We start from the raw sequence: 20,396 nt of genomic DNA, 5'->3' as shown, positions 1-20,396 counted from the left end.
AAACTATATTTTAGCTATCAGCTTAAGGCTGAACACACGACTGGTAAGGTAGTTTGGTATGGCATACGAACTCTTAGTATACACATCCCTTACCCAGGTATTGGTTATAGCATTCTGGTTATTAAACAGGTTAAATATCTCAAGACCTATAGCCAGCTCCTTCATTTTAGCAGCAAAGCTACCCGGTTTGGCCTTTATCTTATTATCTACAAACACATACGAGAAACCGGCATCTACCCTGCGGTAATCGTTAAGCCTTGACTGGTACTTGTACACATCGGCATACGATGGCGAACCACCCGGCAGCCCGGTATTGTACATCATATTAAGGTACACACGTATATTAGGTATGTTTGGCACATAATCCTGGAACAGTACGGCAAACTTCAGCCTTTGGTCTGTAGGGCGGGGTATGTAGCCTTTACCCCGGTAGTTTTCCTCCGTTTTCATGTAGCCAACGGTAATCCAAGATTCCGTACCCGGCACAAGCTCACCGTTAAGGCGGGCATCGAGTCCGTAAGCATACGCCACGGCATCGTTATTGGCACGGTAACGTATACGTACGTTTTCCAGCGTGTACGTATTTATATTGTCCATGCTTTTATAATAAGCCTCGGTAATAAACCTGTAAGGCCTGCCCTTCATTTTAAAACTGTAATCATTACCCAGTACTATATGGTAGGAGTTCTGCGCTTTTACGTTAGGCCGCACTACCCCCATAGAGTCGCGCAGTTCCCTGTAAAACGGTGGCTGGCTGTAGCGCCCACCCGAAAGGCGGAAAAGCATATTACGGTTAAAACCCGGCTTTAACGACAACTGCGCACGCGGACTTACCACTACCTGGCTTTTACCCGGTTCGCTGGCACCGTCTACCTGCCACTGATGCACACGTACACCGGCATTTACAAACAGTTCTGAATTGCCTATATCAAAATCCCTGGTCCACTGCCCGTAGCCCGAAAGGCGGTTTATCACTACAAAATTAGTGGCACGTACATTTTGGTACGGCACCAGTTCGCCTGTATACGGATTGTAAGGCTGGTCGTTTGGCACATAGTCTATAACCGGCGGGCGTATAGAAAACCCAGCCGAGTCTATAACCTCCCACTCTACCAGCCGGTCGCGGAAGTCTTCGCGTGTATACTTAGCACCCCACTCTATATTATTATTCTTAATGCTGTGGTAGCCCTTTACTTCGGCATTGGCTATAAGCGCATCAAGGTCGTTACGGCCGTGGTTCAGCTGCGAGCCAACCGCACGGGCAAATTGTATATCGCCAAAGGTTTCGCTACCTATATTAGTATCTACATCGCCCAGGGCATACTGCGCCAGTATATCAAAATGCTCCTGCTCCTGCGTATGATAAGCCGATGCTATTCCTTTAATTTTAAAATTCGGGCTAACCACATAATCGGCTGTAAAAGCACCAAACATGGTAGTGTATCGGTCTTTTTCCTGCCCGTCGTAAACAATTTGCAACGCTATAGGATCTGATATGGTACCAAAATTCGTTTGTCTGAAAAGCGGCTGGTAATCGTAATTGTTTTGAGAAATATTACCAATAAAGCCATAAGTTAGCTTTTCGCTATACCTATAGTTTACCACAGCCTGTACGTCGGCAAAGATGGGTTTATAGCGGGTTTCGGTCTGCTGGCTGTTTACTAAAAGGCTATTGTTTCGGTAACGCCCGCCTACCATATAGCTCCATTTCTTGTTTTTTGAAGCATTTTCTAACATTAGGCTTGCGCCCAAGAAGCTGGCTTCGAGCGCCGCACCAAATGCTTTTGGGTCGCGGTACTTTATATTAAGCACAGACGACATTTTATCACCAAAACGCGACTGGAAACCACCTGCCGAAAACTCCAGGCTTTCTACCATAGAAGTATTAGCAAAGCTCAAACCCTCCTGCTGGCCCGAACGAACCAGGAACGGACGGTATATTTCCACATCGTTTACATACACAAGGTTTTCATCGTAGTTACCACCGCGTACAGAATACTGGCTACTTAATTCGGTACTACTTGCAACCCCCATTTGAAGTTTCACTATACTTTCAATCCCGCCGGTAAGCGAAGGGACATTGGCTATATCCTGATACTTGACCTGTATAATTCCTTCTTTTTTTCGGTGACCATCTTCATCTACTATAATCTCTACCTCCTTTAATTGTGTACCAGTAGTAAAATTAAACTGCCAGCTGGAACCCGCAGGCATGGCATCAGTCTCTACATAAAGTTCACCTTTATAGCTGGGATGGCTGAACCAAACCACCACCTTAGTATTAACCGGAAGCTCCAGTTTATAGAAACCGGTACGGTCGCTTACTGTCTGTTTTCTTCCCTCCGGGCCATCATAATACACTGTAACACCCTGTAAAGGATTCTGGTCGCTATCAATGGCAAGTCCGTAAATTATAGGTTTTTTTTGTGCAAAAGCGGCACAGGAAAGCAGTAGTAATGTGAGCGTTATGAGCTTATTTATTGTTCTCAACAGGGTTTGTGTTTTGTGTTCTGTAAAAATACGTTTCAAAGGTAGTAGAATTTCCTACATTATCGGTTACTACAATTTTTAATTCGTTTTTGCCGTCATCAGTAATCGCATCACTGAAAAAATAGGTCAGGTTGCGTGTTTTATAATCATAATGCAAAAGTGCCCACTTGCCATTTATAAAGGCATCATAAGTACCTATACCCGAAAGGTCGTCACTGATTTTTACTCCCAGGGTATCGCGCTTACTCAGGTTATCCCCTTCTTTAAAGGTAGCACCGTATATACGTGGCGGTGTTACATCCTTCATCAGCTTAAACTGCCCCAGCGTTTTTACCTTAGCAGTAAGGCGGCCGTCTTCCATCACACTTTCGTTGTAATGCAGTTTTTTACCCGCCGTACCCGCTATAAAGGTTTTAGCCAGTTCTTCTTTACTCATGCCGCTTACATCATACGATATCTGCACATAGCTGTGTACAGGTACTGTGGGGTGATGCAGGTACAATATAGAGTCCTTAACATCAAAGTCCAGGTAGAAATCTTCATAAAAGGCATTGGCCGGCACAAATACCGAAACGCCACCTTTAGTATAATTATTGTCGCTACCTGCTTTTACTTTATAAGGAGTTATATGTTTTGGCTCGCCGGTTGTAGCCGGATCTGCACTATACTGTATACTGCCGTTTACTACAGTTTTGTTCCCATGATAATCACTTATAACAATACGGTAGTTTTGCATGGTAGAATCCTGCACCACCTCAAACTGCCCGTTACTCTGATTATGTTTCAGTAACGAAAGCGGGTAAGGCGTTTGTACAAACAACCTCTGGAAACGTTGCCCGGTATTGTAATAGCGTTCGTAGTCGATATAATTATTTACATAACGCGATTCGTTAAACGCAAAGGTGTTAAACTCGCAACTGAAATGCGGACTGCCGTTAAAGAACAATTCGGCTTTATAGATACCATTATTGGGCGTACTGCCTGTTGACTTATCTGTGGCATTTACTGCAAAACCTATTTTCCCTTTAGCATGTATCTTATCGGCAAGATAAGTACCGTCGGCAAGTTGTTTTATATTTACCAAAAGCGGCGAACGCGAACCGTCTGCTACAGCATTTTCGCTAAGCGGATATACCAATACCCCGTATACAACAGGTGGCTTGGTGTCTTTCATTTTTTTATCAAGCCCGAAAAGCAGCGGGTTGATAATCATTTCGGTCTTGGTGTCACGTATTTCAAAATGCAGGTGCGGCCCGCCCGAACCACCCGTATTACCCGAATAGGCAATGGTTTCTCCCTGGGCAACGGTTATTTCGCCCTGTTTAGGAAACAGTTCTATTTCAAAAGATTTTTTCTCGTATTGTTTTTTCCTAACGTACTCCTCTATCTTGGGTGCGTATTTCAGCAAGTGCCCGTATAAAGTAGTGTAGCCGTTGGGGTGGTCTATATAAATTGCAGTTCCGTAACCGTATGAAGAAACCTTGATACGCGAAACATACCCCTCTGCCGAGGCAAAAACCGGATAGCCTGTTTTCTGGTTGGTACGATAATCCAGCCCCGCATGAAAGTGGTTAGCCCGGAGCTCTCCAAAGGTACCCGAGGTGTGCAGGGGTATATTCATAGGCGCATGAAAGTAATCCTGCGGATAAGGATTTTGCGCAGAAACGCTTAAACTGAAAATAAAAAGTAAGGCTATATAGAATCTCATACGGCTAAAATAAAAAATCGGGGAGAAAATTTTACTCAAAATTAGTTAATCTTACAACTAACCCGCCACTAAAATAACACAGGGAAATGAAAAAAAAGTGGTTTTTTACGCAAACCTATTGTTTGTAATTAAAGTAATATTAACTTTGTAAAAGATGTAATGAAATATCTGCGGCATGAGTGAATTATCCAAAATAGTTGAATTACTGGAAAATAAACTCGAAAGGCTACAACAAAAAATGTTGCAGCTACAGGCTATTAATAGCGAACTACAGCGTTCGGCAGCCGATGCAGCAGCGTATATAGGCAAACAACAAGACGAAATTTCTGAGCTGAAACAGCAAAATGAGTCGTTAAGGATGGCCAATTCGTTACTGGGCAGTGATGAGAGTAAAAGAGAGACAAAACTCAAAATAAATTCATTGATCCGCGAGATTGATTACTGCATAGCCCAACTTTCAGACTGATAAACGTCATGGACGATAAACTGAAGATAAAAATATCGATAGCAGACAGGGTATACCCACTTACGGTAGACCCATCGCAGGAGGAAGGCCTTAGGAGCGCCTCTAAAAAAATCGATGCCATGATAAAACAGTTTGAGGAAAACTATGCTGTAAGGGATAAACAAGATGTACTGGCCATGTGTGCGCTGCAGTTTGCAGCAATGGCAGAACAACGTGTTATAGACCGTTCTGCGGAAATAGACGACGCCACCGAAAGGCTGAAGCTTATGGATGAACTACTGGGAAAACTCCTCTAAAAATATAGCTTAAGACACGTTCTTTACATAGCAAACAAAACTGCCTGCATTAGTAAATATTTGATAAACTCAACGCCAATTCTTTAAAATGGGCGAATCGCCGCTTCTATGGCATGCTGCCTTTGTCGCAGATCCCTGAACAGCGGGTTAGCTCAAAACTTGTCTTTTCGAGTTTATACAATTCATCCTGATGCAGGCTTTTTTATATACATACATAAAACCAACATATGGAGATTCTATTATTGATAATTATCGCGATTGTAGGCCTGGGCGCAGGATTTGGTATAGCTAAATACTTTGAAAAGAACAGCGCTACCGGTATTCTTGCAGAGGCAAAAAAAGAAGCATCTATCATTGTAAAAGATGCTACTAACCAAGGGGAAACTATTAAAAAAGACAAGTTGCTACAGGCTAAAGAAAAGTTCCTGGAACTGAAAGCCGAGCACGAACAGGTAATACTGGGTAAAGACAAAAAGATAGCTGAAGCAGAAAAGCGTACCCGCGATAAAGAATCGCAGGTGAGCAATGAGCTTGCTAAAAACAAAAAGCTTACTGACGATCTGGAGCACAAAGTTGCCGACTATAACAACCGCCTGGAACACCTTGATAAAAAACAGGCAGAAATAGACCGCCTGCACAAAAGCCAGGTAGAGCAGCTTGAAGTAATTTCGGGCCTATCGGCTGATGAAGCTAAAAACCAACTTGTAGAAAGCCTTAAAGCGGAAGCCAAGAGCAGTGCTATGAGCCACATACAAGACACTATTGAAGAAGCTAAGCTTACTGCACAGCAGGAGGCTAAAAAAATCATTATTAACACCATTCAGCGTGTAGGTACTGAAGAAGCAGTAGAAAACTGTGTATCGGTATTCAACATAGAGTCTGATGACGTTAAAGGACGTATCATTGGCCGTGAAGGTCGTAACATCCGTGCGCTTGAAGCTGCTACAGGTGTAGAAATCATTGTAGACGATACCCCTGAAGCTATCATCCTTTCGTGCTTTGACCCTGTAAGGAGGGAAATTGCCCGTCTTTCATTACACAAGCTTGTAACAGACGGACGTATTCACCCTGCACGTATTGAAGAAGTTGTAGCCAAAACCGCCAAGCAGATTGAGGACGAAATTATAGAAGTAGGTAAACGTACCGTTATAGACCTTGGTATCCACGGGCTTCACCCGGAACTTATCAAGATTGTGGGCCGTATGAAATACCGTTCGTCTTACGGACAAAACCTGTTACAGCACAGCCGCGAGGTAGCCAAGCTTTGTGGTATTATGGCTGCTGAACTGGGCCTTAACGTGAAGCTTGCTAAACGTGCAGGTCTACTACACGATATAGGTAAGGTGCCAGATACTGAAAGCGACCTTCCGCACGCACTACTGGGTATGCAGTGGGCTGAGAAATACGGTGAAAAAGAAGAGGTGTGCAACGCCATTGGTGCCCACCACGACGAAATAGAAATGAAGTCGATGCTGTCTCCAATAATCCAGGTTTGTGACGCTATTAGCGGAGCAAGGCCGGGTGCACGCAGGCAGGTGCTTGACTCGTACATACAGCGTCTTAAAGACCTTGAGGATATCGCTTACGGTTTCCAGGGTGTAAAGAGCGCTTATGCGATACAGGCAGGCCGTGAGCTTCGTGTAATTGTAGAAAGCGAAAAAGTAACCGACGATATGGCGGCTAACCTTTCGTTTGAAATATCACATAAAATACAAACTGAAATGACGTATCCGGGTCAGGTAAAAATTACCGTAATCCGTGAAACAAGGGCGGTGAACATCGCTAAGTAATTTTCATTCGGTTATTCGATATAAAGGCTGCAGTTTTGCAGCCTTTTTTATTGTTTTATATTCTGAGTAACGATAGTCAATCTATAAAATATCATAAGTTAAAAGACACACCCCTAACCCCTCTCAAGAGGGGAATAGCCTCACTCCTGCTGATAAAAAACTACTATGTTTAAAGGCCTGAGTAAGCACATCTGAGTGTTCCCCTCTTGAGAGGGGTTAGGGGTGTGTTATATAGAATAATTATGACCAATAGAAATGATTCAACTATATATTTCACAACGTTTTTCACGGAGAATACTATCAACAAAGTTATTCTCTAGATGCAGAAGTTATCACGCAAAGACGCTAAGCGCAAAGTTTTTAATCCATTAAAAGCACAGCAAATCTCAGTAATTACTAAAATACAGACACAAAAAAAAGCCCTAAGCGGGCTTTTTCTATATCTATAAATAAATCTTATGTTTTAAGCTTTTTCTTCTTGGCAGCAGGAAACAAAACATTGTTAAGGATAAGCCTATAGCCCGGTGAATTAGGGTGCAGGTCGAGCACCGTAGGGGCATCCCCTACCCTGTGCTGATAATCTTCAGGGTCGTGTCCGCCAAAAAAGGTAAACATACCTTTGCCCTTAGTACCGTGTATATAGCGTGCCTCGCCATTCTGCTTGCATTCGCCCATAACAAGAATATTAGACTTTACTAGGTCGCCCGCAAAAGCTGTGGTTTGCCCCATAAAGCCCTTTACTAACTGGGTATGGTTTTGGCACAGCATGCTTGGAATCGGATCCCACTTGGCCGAATACTCCATAAGGGTGAAATAATCGTTATCCGGTAGAATATTACGTTTAGTAGTGGTATCAATATCCGAAAACTCATATACCACAGGATTACGTTCCAGCACAAAATCCTTAAACGCAAAAGTACTGTTGTAATCGATGCGCGACTGGTAATTAGCCTCACTTGGGTCGCCGTCAAACATTGGCTCGCAAATATCCACACCTTCAGCCGAAAGCGCAATATCAAAACTATCTGTAGCCGAACACATGGCAAACATAAAGCCCCCGCCAATTACAAAATCACGTATTTTCTTGGCGACAGCCAGCTTCTCCTGCGAAACCTTACTGTAACCTAACTTGGCCGCCAGTTTTTCGGCTTCCTGTTTCTGTTCTATGTACCACGGTGCATTGCGGTACGCGCCAAAGAACTTACCGTATTGCCCTGTAAAATCTTCGTGGTGCAGGTGCAGCCAGTCATACAGCAGCAAGCCATCAGTAAGCACTTCCTCATCATATATAGGTGTAAACGGAATTTCGGCATAGGTAAGCACAAGTGTTACAGCGTCATCCCACGGTTGCTTACCGGGGGGGGTATACACTGCCACTTTAGGTGCTTTTTCCAGCAGCACATTCTCCATATTTTGCGACGGGCTGCTTATTTCATCAAGTATACTGTTGGCTTGGCCGTCGCTAAGCACTTCAAAGCTCACGCCGCGTATCTGGCACTCCTTACGGATTTCAGATGCGTCAGGCAGCAAGAAAGACCCACCGCGATAGTTCAGCAGCCAGTTGGCTTTATAGTTTTTAGAAAGCACCCAGTAGGTAATACCGTAGGCTTTAAGGTGGTTTTTTTGAGAGGTTTCGTCCATTGGCACCAGTATCATAGAGGCCTTAGCCCCAAATGACAACAGCAGTACCAGCACGAAACTTATTTTCCTGAAATTCATTACAAACAACTTTACTCCAAAGATAACGAATAAAAGGGAGAATAGATTGCAGGACAATTGGATTATTAGATTTCTTAGAACGTTAGATTTGTTGGATTTTATAATATTAGAAAACTGTTTAGCTTCTAAAAATCTAACAAATCTAAAGCTCCAATAATCCAACAAAAAATTAAATCTTCATTTTCACCTGGTTGTCGTGCAGCAGGTATAGCTTTGCGCAGGCACGGGCATCGCTCAGGGCTTCGTGGTGGTTAAGGGCTATACCGTTGCGGTCGGCACAGTATTTAAGGTTGGCCTTAGGGTAACCTTTGGCGCGGTAAATTTTTACGGTACACTCCCATCGATCGGCTATTTCAAGTTCATCGTAATACAAACCGTAATACGCCATGGTTTTAGACAGTACGCTACGGTCGAAACTTTCGTTATGGGCAACGATTTTACGCCCGAAAAGCCTTTTCTGTATCTCCGGAAACAGCACATCAAACGTGGGCACATTTAGGGTATCGTATGGCTTTATGCCATGCACCATTATATTACGCGACCAATATTCATTATCGGGCGGTTGTATAAGCGTGTGGTATTCTTCGGTAATAACGCTATCCTCTACCGTAATAATACCCACAGCGCAGGCACTGTGCCCATAGCCTGTAGCGGTTTCAAAATCGATTGCTGTAAATGTCATAAATACAGAAAAAATTAAAAGAGCCCGAAGGCTCTTTCAAAGATAATTTATTTTATTGAACTAATGATGTCGTGCTTGGTAATGATGTGGTACCTGCCCTCTTCAAGTTCTACCAAAACTGCCTGGTTGTCTTTGTTGAACAGTTTAGAAATTTCATCTACTGATGTACCCGATTTAACTATTGGGTAAGGTTTGCCCATAACATCCTTAATAGGTTTATCTGCAATATCCTTGTCTTCTATATAACTACGGAACAGGTCGGTTTCGTCTACTGAGCCCACAAAACCATCTACATCTACCACCGGTATCTGCGATATTTTGTATTTGCGCAGGCGGTCTATAGCATGGCTTACCAGCTCCTCTGTGCGCACAGTTATAAGCGGCTTATCCGAATGGTCTTTTATAAGGTCTTCAGCCTTGGTTATCTCATCATCAAGGTAACCGCGTTCGCGCATCCAGTCGTCATTAAACATTTTGCCCACATAACGGCTGCCACTGTCATGGAACAGTACCACAACAACATCTTCGGGTTTAAAATGCTCTTTTAACTGCAATACGCCTTTAATAGCTGCGCCGGCAGAGTTACCCACAAAAATTCCCTCTTCAAGCGCAAGCTTACGCGTATATACTGCAGCATCCTTGTCAGTTACTTTTGTAAAGCCATCTATAAGCGAAAAATCTACGTTTTTAGGCAGGATGTCTTCGCCAATACCTTCGGTAACGTAAGAGTATATTTCGTTTTCATCAAAAATACCGGTTTCATGATATTTCTTAAACACTGAGCCGTAGGTATCAACTCCCCAGATTTTTACATTCGGGTTGTGTTCTTTTAAGTATTTAGCCACTCCCGAAATCGTCCCTCCGGTACCTACACCTACCACAAAGTGGGTAACCTTACCTTCGGTCTGTTCCCAGATTTCAGGACCGGTTTGTTCATAGTGTGCTGCGGTATTGCTCAGGTTATCGTATTGGTTAACGTACCATGAGTTAGGTGTTTCTTCGGCAAGGCGTTTTGAAACGGAATAATACGAACGGGGATCGGTAGGTTCTACATCGGTAGGACAAACCACCACACGGGCGCCTACTGCACGCAGTATGTCCATCTTCTCCTTACTCTGCTTGTCTGATATTACACAAATAAGTTTATAGCCTTTTACTATAGCACCCAGCGCAAGCCCCATACCGGTATTACCCGAAGTACCTTCTATAATAGTTCCGCCGGGTTTTAGGCGCCCATCGGCTTCGGCATCTTCTATCATTTTAACGGCCATACGGTCTTTTACCGAATTACCGGGATTAAAAGTCTCTACTTTGGCCAACACAAGGGCATCTATATCCTTAGTAAGCTTATTTAATTTTACCAAAGGTGTGTTGCCTATGGTTTGTAATATATTTTCAGCGTATTTCATATCGGTTATATATAGCACAAAGATAATGCAATTCGTTAAATAACTGCAACTACAGCCTTATGAGAAGAAATCCCAGATAACGCCGAAGCGCACTGTAAAGTCGCGATAAGGATAATTAGGCGCGGAATAGAATGTAGGATTGCTAAAAGAGGAATTAAAATGTTCTGCCCTAAGGAAAACCCTAAATTCCTGGATTTTTGCGTTAATGAAAAAATCAAACAACGGGAAACTACCTATTTTACGCTTATCCTGAGAATAAAACTCTCCAATGATAGGATTATAGTCGTTAGCATAATACTTAGTAAAATACTGGAACGTAACACCTGTTTGTATTTGCAATGCTTTTTTAAACCACTTATCGGTATAATAAAGCGTATTACAGGTTACAAACGCCGGTACATTAAGCACATTGTTGCTTTGCTGCACATTTTGATACAGCACAGTATTGTCTAAACCCAACTTCCAAACCCTGAAATCCTTATGCGCTTTTAGCGAAAGATAGTTGATGGTTTTATCATACTGCACGGGTTTAACGTATAGGGTATCAAAATAGTTGGCAGTATCATCACTTTCAAAGGTATTGGCAAAATACAAATGGTCTTTTAGTATAGAGTATTGCAGTGAAGCATCAAGCCATTTGGTTTTGGCCTCAAACTCAAAACTGTTTATTTTCTCGTTATTAAAACTATTACTCCAATTGTATTCTTTATAATCGCTTTGGTACAGTTGATAATTTAAGTCCGGCAGCTTATTCATGTTCTGGTAGCGTGCCGAAACCTGGTTTTTGTCATCAAATTTGTACAGTGCCTGTACATCAATATTTGCCAAAGATTGATTTGTAATACTGTTTGAAACCAAGGCTGTAACTTTAAGCTTGTTCTTGTAGTAAGTATACTTTGCGCCATAAGTATCTATACGATCGCTAATAGCGTTTGGTACAGCTACCGAAAAGTCATTCTCAAGAATGATTGAGTTATAAAAATAGTTATAGGTATAGTCTTCAACGTAAAACTCAATATCACCAATAGTCTTATTAGAGTAAGCAGCGCCCACCATATTATACATACGGTTGTACTTGGTTCTATTATTTATAGACGTAGTATAAGCGTCCCCATACCTATCACTTAATGTGGTTTGCTTAAACTGGAAGAATTTATCTTCATAATTAAAACGGTGGTGCAGTACTATACTGTTCGGATTGCTCTTACTTAAACGGAACTCGTGATCTATAAAATAACGCTTACCTTTTAGCATGGTACTTGCATCGTCAAAATACACCTCCAGGCGTTCGCGCTCAGATGATGTTTGGTCGCCGCCTTCAAAAATATCTGTTTCTACTATACCTCCATTTTCCTCATTAGAAAAATCCTGTCCTGTAAAATGGAATTTTAAAACATAACGATTTCCCTCAGTATTATAGCTTCCTCCTATCCTAAATATACCATTACTGGAAATAGAATTAATATACTTACCTATCGAACGAAGCCCCTTATACCCCACAAAAAGGTTCAGCTTATCCGATGTATTTACCGCAAAGAGTGCATCGAGTATTTGCCCCTGCGATTGTGTAGATCTGTACATAAGATCGGTATACGGTGTAGGCACGTTGTAATACGATATATCTTCAGCATTGGCATATGCATAATGTTTTGCCTTAAACCCGAAGCCCGGAAAAGGATCAAACCTGGTTAAGCCATAATCAAGTGTGTTATACGTTTGACCATCATTAGCCAATGGCAATAAACCAAAGTTATCTTTACGAAGATAATTGGTGGTATATTCTTTATCTATGGTTAAGGCAGTATCTACAAGAGTAGTATCGCGTTCCAGCGAAATTATCTTGTACATATCTACAGTAGCTATAGTATCAGCAGCATTAGGCTCGCCTTTTTCACCGGGAGCTTTTTTATCTGCCGAAGTATCGCGTTTTATATTCATATTTGTTTTCCGCGATTTACCCTGCTGAGCAAACACAACAAACGGAAACAGTAAAAGTAAAAGCCAAAGCTGTTTTTTAAACATATATCAGGTATATGGAGAATATAACGGCAAAGATACTTTTTTAATATAAAATTAAGCTATTTATATAATATGAAAAAGGCTGCCCAATGGGCAGCCTTTAATTTTATAATATCAACAAAGATTACTCTGCAGGAGTAAATACTGTTGTAGTATCAAATGAAGATGTGAATAACTTATTATCAAAAGTAATAGTTATAACACCAGAATCAAAATCATAAGTACCAGAGCCAGAACCTGTATCCAAAGAAGAATTAGTACCTTCAACATCAACAGAACCATCACAGTTAATAGTGATTAGCCCAGGGTATTGATACTGGCCAGCATAAGTAGAACCAGCAAGCTCAGCCACAAGGTCACCCCAAAGTGAAAGTGTTGTAAATGAGTTAATACCCACAACATCTGAAGCACGTGTTAAGGTAGGAGTAAATGAACTGGTAGCTCCACCACCTGACGCTACAGCTGAATAGTCGCCTTCGGCGGTAATGATACAACCTCTAAAAATATACACAGCTACATTTTGCATTTCATCATTGTATGAATCTGCATCCTGAACTGACACAAGGTTGATAGAAAGCAAACGCTTGTCTACCTCAGGAAGAGCACTGTAGTTACCTACAATTTTAAGAGTACCTACATACTCACCGGCAGGTATAACCATAACCGGATCTATAGTATACTGGTCTGGAGTAGCAGTAGTAAGTGTTTCATCTAACTCAATGGTGAAAGTACGGTCGTAGTTAACTTTATTAGTAACACCTACTTCTACTAAAACAGTGTTTTCTGAACCTGACTCAAAAACCGGAAGGTTAGCCATTTCATCGTTAAAGCCTGCATAAGCATAGCTTGTAGAAAGAGTGTCATTTTCGAAAGACTCACAGCTTGAAAGGGAAACAACCCCTAATACAAACAAAAAAGACTTTATAATATAACGTTTCATAATAATAAGCTTTTTATATTAATAACCAGGGTTTTGTTGACCTTGAATACTAGGGTTAGCAATAATCTCAGTGTTAGGAATAGGCATTGTAAACCTGTAGTCTGTAGCACTAAGCGTACAAGAACCGTAAGGTGCACAATCAAGGCTGTAACGATCTACACCTTTACCAGTAACAGGACCAAGACGTTTAATATCAAGGTAACGCATACCCATGAAAGCAAGTTCTTTCCTTCTTTCATCCTGAATAACAGAGAAAGCATCAGTCTGATCCGCAAAAGTTACTGCAGTGTTAATACCAGTACGGTAGTTACGAAGCCTCCTTACCCAGTAAGCAGCCGAAGTAGTAGCAGTACCGTTAAGGTTACCTATACCAGCCAAAGCTTCTGCCCTAAGTAGTACAAGTTCGCCTATTGTAAACACCTTAAGGTCATTTAAAAGACGATCTCCCTGAGCTTCATTACCAGGATATTTATTTACAACAAGTATATCATTGTTCCTATAAGTACCGTTTGAGGCAATAGCAAGCTGAGCAGCACTCATTATTAACGAACTAGAATCTATTATCGCATCAGGCTGCATCCTTATATCTGAACTTCCATAAGCATTATAAAGCGATCGGCTTATTTCAAAGAAAGGAGCACCATCTACAGTACTACTACTTGAATTCCAATAGCTACCCACCTGGAAATCACCAGTTACGCAAGCAATTTTAAATATCGACTCTTCAGCAGTAACATCTCCTAATTGACTAATATAACCATCTAAGGTATTTTGTAGCGGATAAGGCGATGTACCCATAGGTATTTCATTAGAAGCAAACAGCGTAACTGCATCCTGATATTTTTTACGGTATACAAGTTCACGAAGTTTCAGAGCATAAAGGAAATCTTCAGAAACATAGTACGTACTGGTAAGTATAGGACTTGCAGAAGTAGAATAAATATCTAATGCTTTTTGAATATCAGAATCGATAAGCGCATAGATTTCGCCATTAGTAACCCTTGGTAAGAAAGTACTGTAATCATCTGCAGGCACAAAATCAAGCAGCATTACACCAAGTGCACTGTCATCTGCAGGATCTGTAGAGAACCAACTTACAAGATCCATGTAAGCATATGCCCTAAGACCATAAAGCTGAGCAATTACGTTATCATAACGAGAGGTAACATCAAGTTTTTCATCAAGAACATCCTGAGTATCATCTGGATTAACCTCCCAGTAATACGGGTTGTCAGTCTTGAATTTCTCCGCAGCTACCATAAGACGGTTAGCGAAGTTAATTAGCAGGTAGTTACTTTGCCAAATAGCCTGTGGCGCATCTGAACCAGAGTTTAGGTTAAAGTTATACAAACCACTGATAAGCCCTTGTCCACCGTTTTGTATACCTATAGAAGTTTCATCTGTAAAAATAGAGGTAAACTCTATTTCAGAAGCTGTACTAAATACGGCATACACACCGTTAAGACCATATTCAAGATTATCAATACTTGTATAAACAACATCCGGGTCATTAACTTCACCCGGCTGGGTAATATTATAAGCATCTTCACACGATGATGCCAAAAGCCCTAAAGTAGCTAAAGCTGTTAATAAAAATTTATTTTTTCTCATAGTCATTTTTTTTTAGAATTGAACCTCAAGGCCTAAAGAGAACATTTTTGGAGTAGGGTATTGTGATTGGTCTGCACCACGGTTACTTTCCGCATCATATCCTCTCCATTTTGTCCAAGTGTAAAGGTTCTCTGCCTGACCGTAAGCCCTGATTGAACTAAACGGAGTTTTAGCAAGAAGTTCTTTACTGAAGTTATAACCTACACTAATATAACGAAGCCTTACGTAAGAAGCATCGACAAGGAACCTGTCTGAATAGCTATCCCAAGATTTGTTGGTAGCATAAAGTCCAGGTACATTAGTTTCACGGTTACTTGGTGTCCAATAATTGTTAAGTTCTGTAGATTTGTTAAACAGGCTAACGTCAGTAGGATCCATAAGGTTAGACCAGTCCCAGTCAAACCTGTAAATATCCTGTACATAGGTAAACATTGCGTTTGCAAAGAAACCTTTGTACTTAACATCAAATCCGAAACTACCCTGATATTTAGGAAGCGCTGATTTGTTAGTCCACTGACGGTCAGACTGCGTAGGGTTTTCAGTAAGGTTACCATCTTTATCGTAGAATAGAAGGTTACCGTTAGCTGGGTTAACACCGGCATACTTAATTACATAATATTCGCTGATAAGACCACCTTCTCTGATAGCAGACAGTGATTCACCATCCCAAATTACACCACTATCAGGTACAAGATCAAGAACTTTGTTCTTGTTGTAAGAACCGTTAAAGTTAAGTGTAAATACAAAATCATTAGTACTTACTACATCATAGCCTAACTGAAGCTCAACACCCCTGTTGTATAGTGAACCAAAGTTACCATAAAGACTTGTAGTACCGTTAACAGCAGAAATTGGAATAGACTGATAAAGGTCTTTAGTCCTTTTTTCATACACGTCAAATACACCACGAAGCCTGTTGTGGAACAATTCAAAATCTAAACCGAAGTCAAGCTGAGCAATAGTTTCCCACTGTAGGTTTGGCTGAGCAAGGTCAGCAAGTGTATATGCCTGTCCATTATTATAACCAGATGTAATACCGTAGTTAAACTTAGTAAGTGACTGAGTAATGTACAGACCAGAACCTGTTACGTCCTGGTTACCGGCAGTACCGTATGAACCACGAAGTTTAAGGCTGTTAAACACTGTGTTTTGCATGAAAGCTTCCTTATCAATGTTCCAACGACCGGCTATAGAGTAGAAAGTACCCCACCTGTTATCTCCACTAAACCTGTAAGAAGCATCCCTCCTAATAGTAGCCGAAAGACCAAACTTGTCTTTGTAGTCATAGTCAGCAGAACCAAAGTAAGAGAATAAACCTGCTTCATATTTAGATGAACCTACTTCAGGAACATAATATACGTTATCCGACTGGAAAGCTATATAACCATTACCTGTACCAGGATAAGAGAATGTAGGGTCAAGACCATTCTGTGTAGCAGAGAAAGCCTTGTAATGTGCTTTAAGATATTCTGTAAACGCACTGAAATCAATAGTGTGATCTCCAAAACGCTTAGTATATGTTAAGTTTGTAGTACTGGTCATAGAAACGTTTCTTGCGTATGACTCAGTCTGGAAACCACCGGTTTGATCTTCTGAACTAAAATAATAAGAGTTAAAGCTCTCAGGATCCTGCCATGTAAGACCTACAGTACTTACATAGTCGATACCAAATTGTGTACCGATAGATAAGTCATCTGTAATCTTATAATTAGCTTTCATTTGACCAATAGCCTTAACCTCGTCTGACTGGTTCCTGAAATACCTAAGCTTATCCATAAGGTAAAGCGGAGTTAATTCAAGTGATATTGGATTATTAAAAGCAAGATCATATCCGCTTGTATAATTACCAGGAGTAAAATAAGGCACAGCCATAACAGGTCCAATTACAAAGTTCTGGTTAATACCACCAGTACCAAGACTGGTTAAAGTATTAGAAACCGAGTAGTTAGCCGTAAATGTAGTAGCGAAGGTAAATTTACCATCATTACTTTTACCATCAAGGTTACTCCTAAAGTTAAACCTTTTAAGATCTGAACCTTTAAGGATACCTTCCTGATCAAGGAATGCAATTGAAGTAAACGATGAAAGATTTTTAGAACCAGCAGAAATATTAAGCGTGTGGTTTTGAGAAACACCCGTCCTGTAGAAATAATCCTTCCAGTTATAGTTCGGGGCCGCAGCAATCTGCGCGTCTGTCATAGGAACACCTGTGCTATTATAAACACCGGCACCAGCACCAGAACCTGCACCATACTCCCTCTGAAGAGTAAGTAGTTGCTGGCTGTTCATATTACTGTAGTGGTTCTTTTGCATTTCAGAGAAACCTGTAATACCTGTATATTTTACAGACATTTTAGACTCGTAAGAACCCCTTTTGGTTTTAACAACAATAACACCATTAGCACCCCTGTTACCATAGATAGCAGTTGCACCGGCATCTTTAAGTACTGTAGCACTTTCAATATCCGCAGGGTTAATACTCCTGAAGTTATCTCCTGTTTGAGGCACACCGTCTATTACGTATAACGGCTCTACGTTACCGTTGATAGAACCAGCACCCCTAAGGATTACCGTAGTATTGTTTGAACCCGGCTGACCCGAACCCGAAGCAATGTTAAGACCCGGCACCTGACCCTGAAGTGTTTGTACAAACGAAGCGTTCGGACGGCCTTCAATAGTCTTAGAGGTTACAGTAGCAGCTGCAGTAGCATTCTTAGGCCTTGACATGGTTCTGTAGCTATCTACAACCACGTTTTCAAGTTCGCGCCCTTCCTGAAGCTGCACATCAATTGTAGAAGAATTACCTACAGCAATAACCTGTGTAGTAAAACCCACAAAAGAGAAAACCAGCTTTTGTCCAGGGGCAGCACTAATAGAGTACTTACCATCAAGATCTGTCTGAACACCTGGCGCTTTACCCTCAATCATTACAGTTGCACCTGGCAACCCTAATCCCTGGGAGTCAGTAACCGTACCCGTAATGGTTTTTTCCTGGGCAAAGGTTAACTGAATGCAAAACGCCATTAAAAGCGTAAAAATCCAAGTAAACTTTGATTTCATATTTAAATTAAATTTGAGTTAGTTAAGCTGCAAAGCTAAAAATTTATTTTTATATAACAAAGTTTTAACATTGCATATTCCTTGATTAAAAACACGTTTTTTTTTAATGTAAGCAATAAATCCATAACATTATTACATCAATAACCTTCATATTTATATATTTTTAAAAAAAACGTCAGCAACAATGTGCTGACGTCTCATGTTACATATATAAGATGTAGGTTATCCTAAAAGGTTGCGTTTGTCTTAATTATTTAACAATAATTTTTTTAACAAACTCACTACCTCCGCTAAATATTTTCACAAAATACACGCCGGTAGTTAATTGACTTACATCCGCAGATGCAGCATTTGAACTAATAGCCTTACGCAGTACTTCACGGCCTTGTATATCAAAAATAGCCATTGACGCATTAGCACCAAATTCACCAGTAGCAAGCGATACATTTACCACATTATCAGCAGGGTTTGGCCATACTGCAACATTGTTCTGCATAAAATCCTTTACACCCTGGGTACCACCGATACCTGTAACAATAAGAGTATAATCTTGCGCTATTGAATTATACAATGACGCTTTGTGCGACACAGTTACAGTATAATTACCTACGCCGGCATTAGGTATTTGAATTTTCTCAATGTTATCCACCTTATTATCTCCGGTAGTAACTGTAGGATTAGTAAGTGTACCCGTTAGTTTCCATGGATAATAAACCTCACCTGTTTCAAGATTCTCCACCCTTACATCAAGGTCGTTAACCAAAAGTTCGGTAGCATTATTAAGAAGAGCATCTACATTACTACTGCTGTTGTTAGCTGTAGCAGGCCTGTCTGTCCATGATATGGTTACCTCAAGAGGATTAACACCATCAGAAGTTACATCAAAAACATACTGATCTCCGTTTGCCAGAGAGTTCTCTTCAAACTTCTCTGTTGTCAATCCTTCATTTTGAATAACAAGTGCCGCCTTGTAAGCATTTACAAGACCCCAGCCAGTCATGTGGTCAGGACCATCATTTGGCCCTGCTTCATCAGCTGTATGCGCAAGCAAACCTCTTACAGACGCCGAACGCATTAGGTTTACAATATCAATATCATCAGAAGGATGCAGATTAGAGTATAGCTGTTGCAATAAGATAATAACACCCGATATACCAGGAGAAGCCATAGAAGTACCACTCAGGGTACCATATGCAGTATTACTGGTACTTAATGACGAAAGTACGTTTACACCCTTAGAAGCAATATCTGGCTTAATACGCATATCATCTGTAGGGCCATAGTTAGAAAAACCTGCAATTTGTACTGAAGAAGGACCTGTATAATCATCTACCTGATATATCGCTGCTACAGTAATAGCATTTTTACCAACCCCCATACCAGACAACAGGTCATTTCCTCCTTTATCAGGATTAATACCACTGTTTCTGTCATTACCGGCAGCAACTACCGGCTGATAGTAAGGATTATTAAACGTAACCTGATCTACATCATGAGCATCGCCATCATACCTACCAAAGATATACACAGAACCATTTAGCTGTGAAGCATCAATTCCGTAAGAGTGATTTGAAACACAAAGGTAAGCACCCGAAGTACTCATTTCAGCAATATCACTCGTCCAGTTATAATCCCATATCGAAGCGCCATAAGCAAGTCCTCTGGCTTGAGAATTACCAGAACCCGAACCTATCATGGTACCGCTTACGTGTGTATTATGTTCAGAGTAATCAGAAGCACCAGAATCTTTAACTGTAAGCCTACCTCCAAAAGTAACGTGTGTGGAACGAGCCATATCCTGATCCCATACACCGGCAAGCATAAGGGTACCATCAAGATCAAAACCCATATTAGCACTTGCATAAAGCAGGTTAGCCCTTGAAGTTATAGCCGACCCCACATTTGCAGTCTTATAATAAAAAGGATCGCCTGAAGGCAACACCCTCATAAGTTCAGAAAAACTTCCGTCTTTTTCAATTTTTAGCGGCCAGCCTTTTTCGGCTGCCATTTGTATTGCTTTTTCTTTTTCTAAAGCAGAACGATTATAGAGTACCTTAGCAAGAGAGTCGTTAATTGCCTGCCTGGCAGGATTTATGCGCTGACCGTAAGCAACGGCACCAAAACACGCAAAACCAAACACCAGGACAACCCTCAGCGTATTTTTTCTCATGATAGTTTTAATAAATAATTAATAATAGTAAACCTC

Annotated in this window: 13 protein-coding genes and 1 other RNA gene; 4 read left to right on the top strand and 10 right to left on the bottom strand. The window is 41.0% G+C overall.

What is annotated here, in order from left to right; genetic code table 11:
* Positions 1-3 precede the first annotated feature (3 nt).
* Together ACLI1A_RS15585 and ACLI1A_RS15580 are read right to left on the bottom strand one after the other, a co-directional pair.
* On the bottom strand, positions 4-2,490 hold the full coding sequence (locus ACLI1A_RS15585) for a TonB-dependent receptor plug domain-containing protein (RefSeq protein WP_411409603.1): 2,487 nt from the start codon (positions 2,488-2,490) through the stop codon (positions 4-6).
* The gene (locus ACLI1A_RS15580) at positions 2,474-4,198 is read right to left on the bottom strand and encodes a M23 family metallopeptidase (protein WP_411409602.1); all 1,725 of its coding nucleotides are present in this window, start codon (positions 4,196-4,198) and stop codon (positions 2,474-2,476) included. Before ACLI1A_RS15580 ends, ACLI1A_RS15585 begins: the two co-directional genes overlap by 17 nt.
* A 175-nt stretch (positions 4,199-4,373) precedes the next feature.
* Between ACLI1A_RS15580 and ACLI1A_RS15575 the strand changes: the two genes are divergently transcribed.
* The 4 genes from ACLI1A_RS15575 to rny all read left to right on the top strand — a co-directional run bounded on the left by ACLI1A_RS15575 (position 4,374) and on the right by rny (position 6,750).
* Positions 4,374-4,664, top strand: a complete 291-nt coding sequence (locus ACLI1A_RS15575; RefSeq protein ID WP_411409601.1) for a hypothetical protein — start codon at positions 4,374-4,376, stop codon at positions 4,662-4,664.
* A gap of 8 nt (positions 4,665-4,672) precedes the next feature.
* On the top strand, positions 4,673-4,960 hold the full coding sequence (locus tag ACLI1A_RS15570; protein WP_411409600.1) for a cell division protein ZapA: 288 nt from the start codon (positions 4,673-4,675) through the stop codon (positions 4,958-4,960).
* A gap of 67 nt (positions 4,961-5,027) precedes the next feature.
* A non-coding RNA gene (gene ssrS, locus ACLI1A_RS15565) (6S RNA) lies at positions 5,028-5,135 on the top strand.
* 52 nt (positions 5,136-5,187) lie between these two features.
* Positions 5,188-6,750, top strand: a complete 1,563-nt coding sequence (rny, locus tag ACLI1A_RS15560) for a ribonuclease Y (protein ID WP_411409599.1) — start codon at positions 5,188-5,190, stop codon at positions 6,748-6,750.
* Positions 6,751-7,206: 456 nt separating this feature from the next.
* On the opposite strand, the gene ACLI1A_RS15555 is transcribed toward rny, so the two are convergent.
* From ACLI1A_RS15555 to ACLI1A_RS15520, 8 genes are all read right to left on the bottom strand, one after another.
* Positions 7,207-8,469: an asparagine synthetase B gene (locus ACLI1A_RS15555; RefSeq protein ID WP_411409598.1), complete on the bottom strand. Its 1,263-nt coding sequence runs from the start codon at positions 8,467-8,469 to the stop codon at positions 7,207-7,209.
* Positions 8,470-8,638: 169 nt separating this feature from the next.
* Positions 8,639-9,151, bottom strand: a complete 513-nt coding sequence (locus ACLI1A_RS15550; RefSeq protein WP_411409597.1) for a 3'-5' exonuclease — start codon at positions 9,149-9,151, stop codon at positions 8,639-8,641.
* 47 nt (positions 9,152-9,198) lie between these two features.
* On the bottom strand, positions 9,199-10,560 hold the full coding sequence (locus tag ACLI1A_RS15545; RefSeq protein WP_411409596.1) for a pyridoxal-phosphate dependent enzyme: 1,362 nt from the start codon (positions 10,558-10,560) through the stop codon (positions 9,199-9,201).
* A 57-nt stretch (positions 10,561-10,617) separates the two neighbouring features.
* On the bottom strand, positions 10,618-12,498 hold the full coding sequence (locus ACLI1A_RS15540; protein ID WP_411409595.1) for a putative porin: 1,881 nt from the start codon (positions 12,496-12,498) through the stop codon (positions 10,618-10,620).
* A gap of 205 nt (positions 12,499-12,703) precedes the next feature.
* Entirely contained in the window at positions 12,704-13,519 is an 816-nt protein-coding gene (locus ACLI1A_RS15535; protein ID WP_411409594.1) for a hypothetical protein, read from the bottom strand.
* Positions 13,520-13,537: 18 nt separating this feature from the next.
* Entirely contained in the window at positions 13,538-15,130 is a 1,593-nt protein-coding gene (locus ACLI1A_RS15530; RefSeq protein WP_411409593.1) for a RagB/SusD family nutrient uptake outer membrane protein, read from the bottom strand.
* Positions 15,131-15,142: 12 nt separating this feature from the next.
* The gene (locus tag ACLI1A_RS15525) at positions 15,143-18,190 is read right to left on the bottom strand and encodes a SusC/RagA family TonB-linked outer membrane protein (RefSeq protein WP_411409592.1); all 3,048 of its coding nucleotides are present in this window, start codon (positions 18,188-18,190) and stop codon (positions 15,143-15,145) included.
* 250 nt (positions 18,191-18,440) lie between these two features.
* A complete protein-coding gene (locus ACLI1A_RS15520; RefSeq protein WP_411409591.1) occupies positions 18,441-20,360 on the bottom strand; it encodes a S8 family serine peptidase in 1,920 nt (639 codons plus the stop codon).
* Positions 20,361-20,396: the final 36 nt, after the last annotated feature.

The organism is Flavobacterium sp. RHBU_3, assembly GCF_046613565.1.
GTDB lineage: Bacteria > Bacteroidota > Bacteroidia > Flavobacteriales > Flavobacteriaceae > Flavobacterium.
Note: the sequence above shows the minus strand (reverse complement) of the source record. Positions and strands in the feature narration are given on the sequence as shown.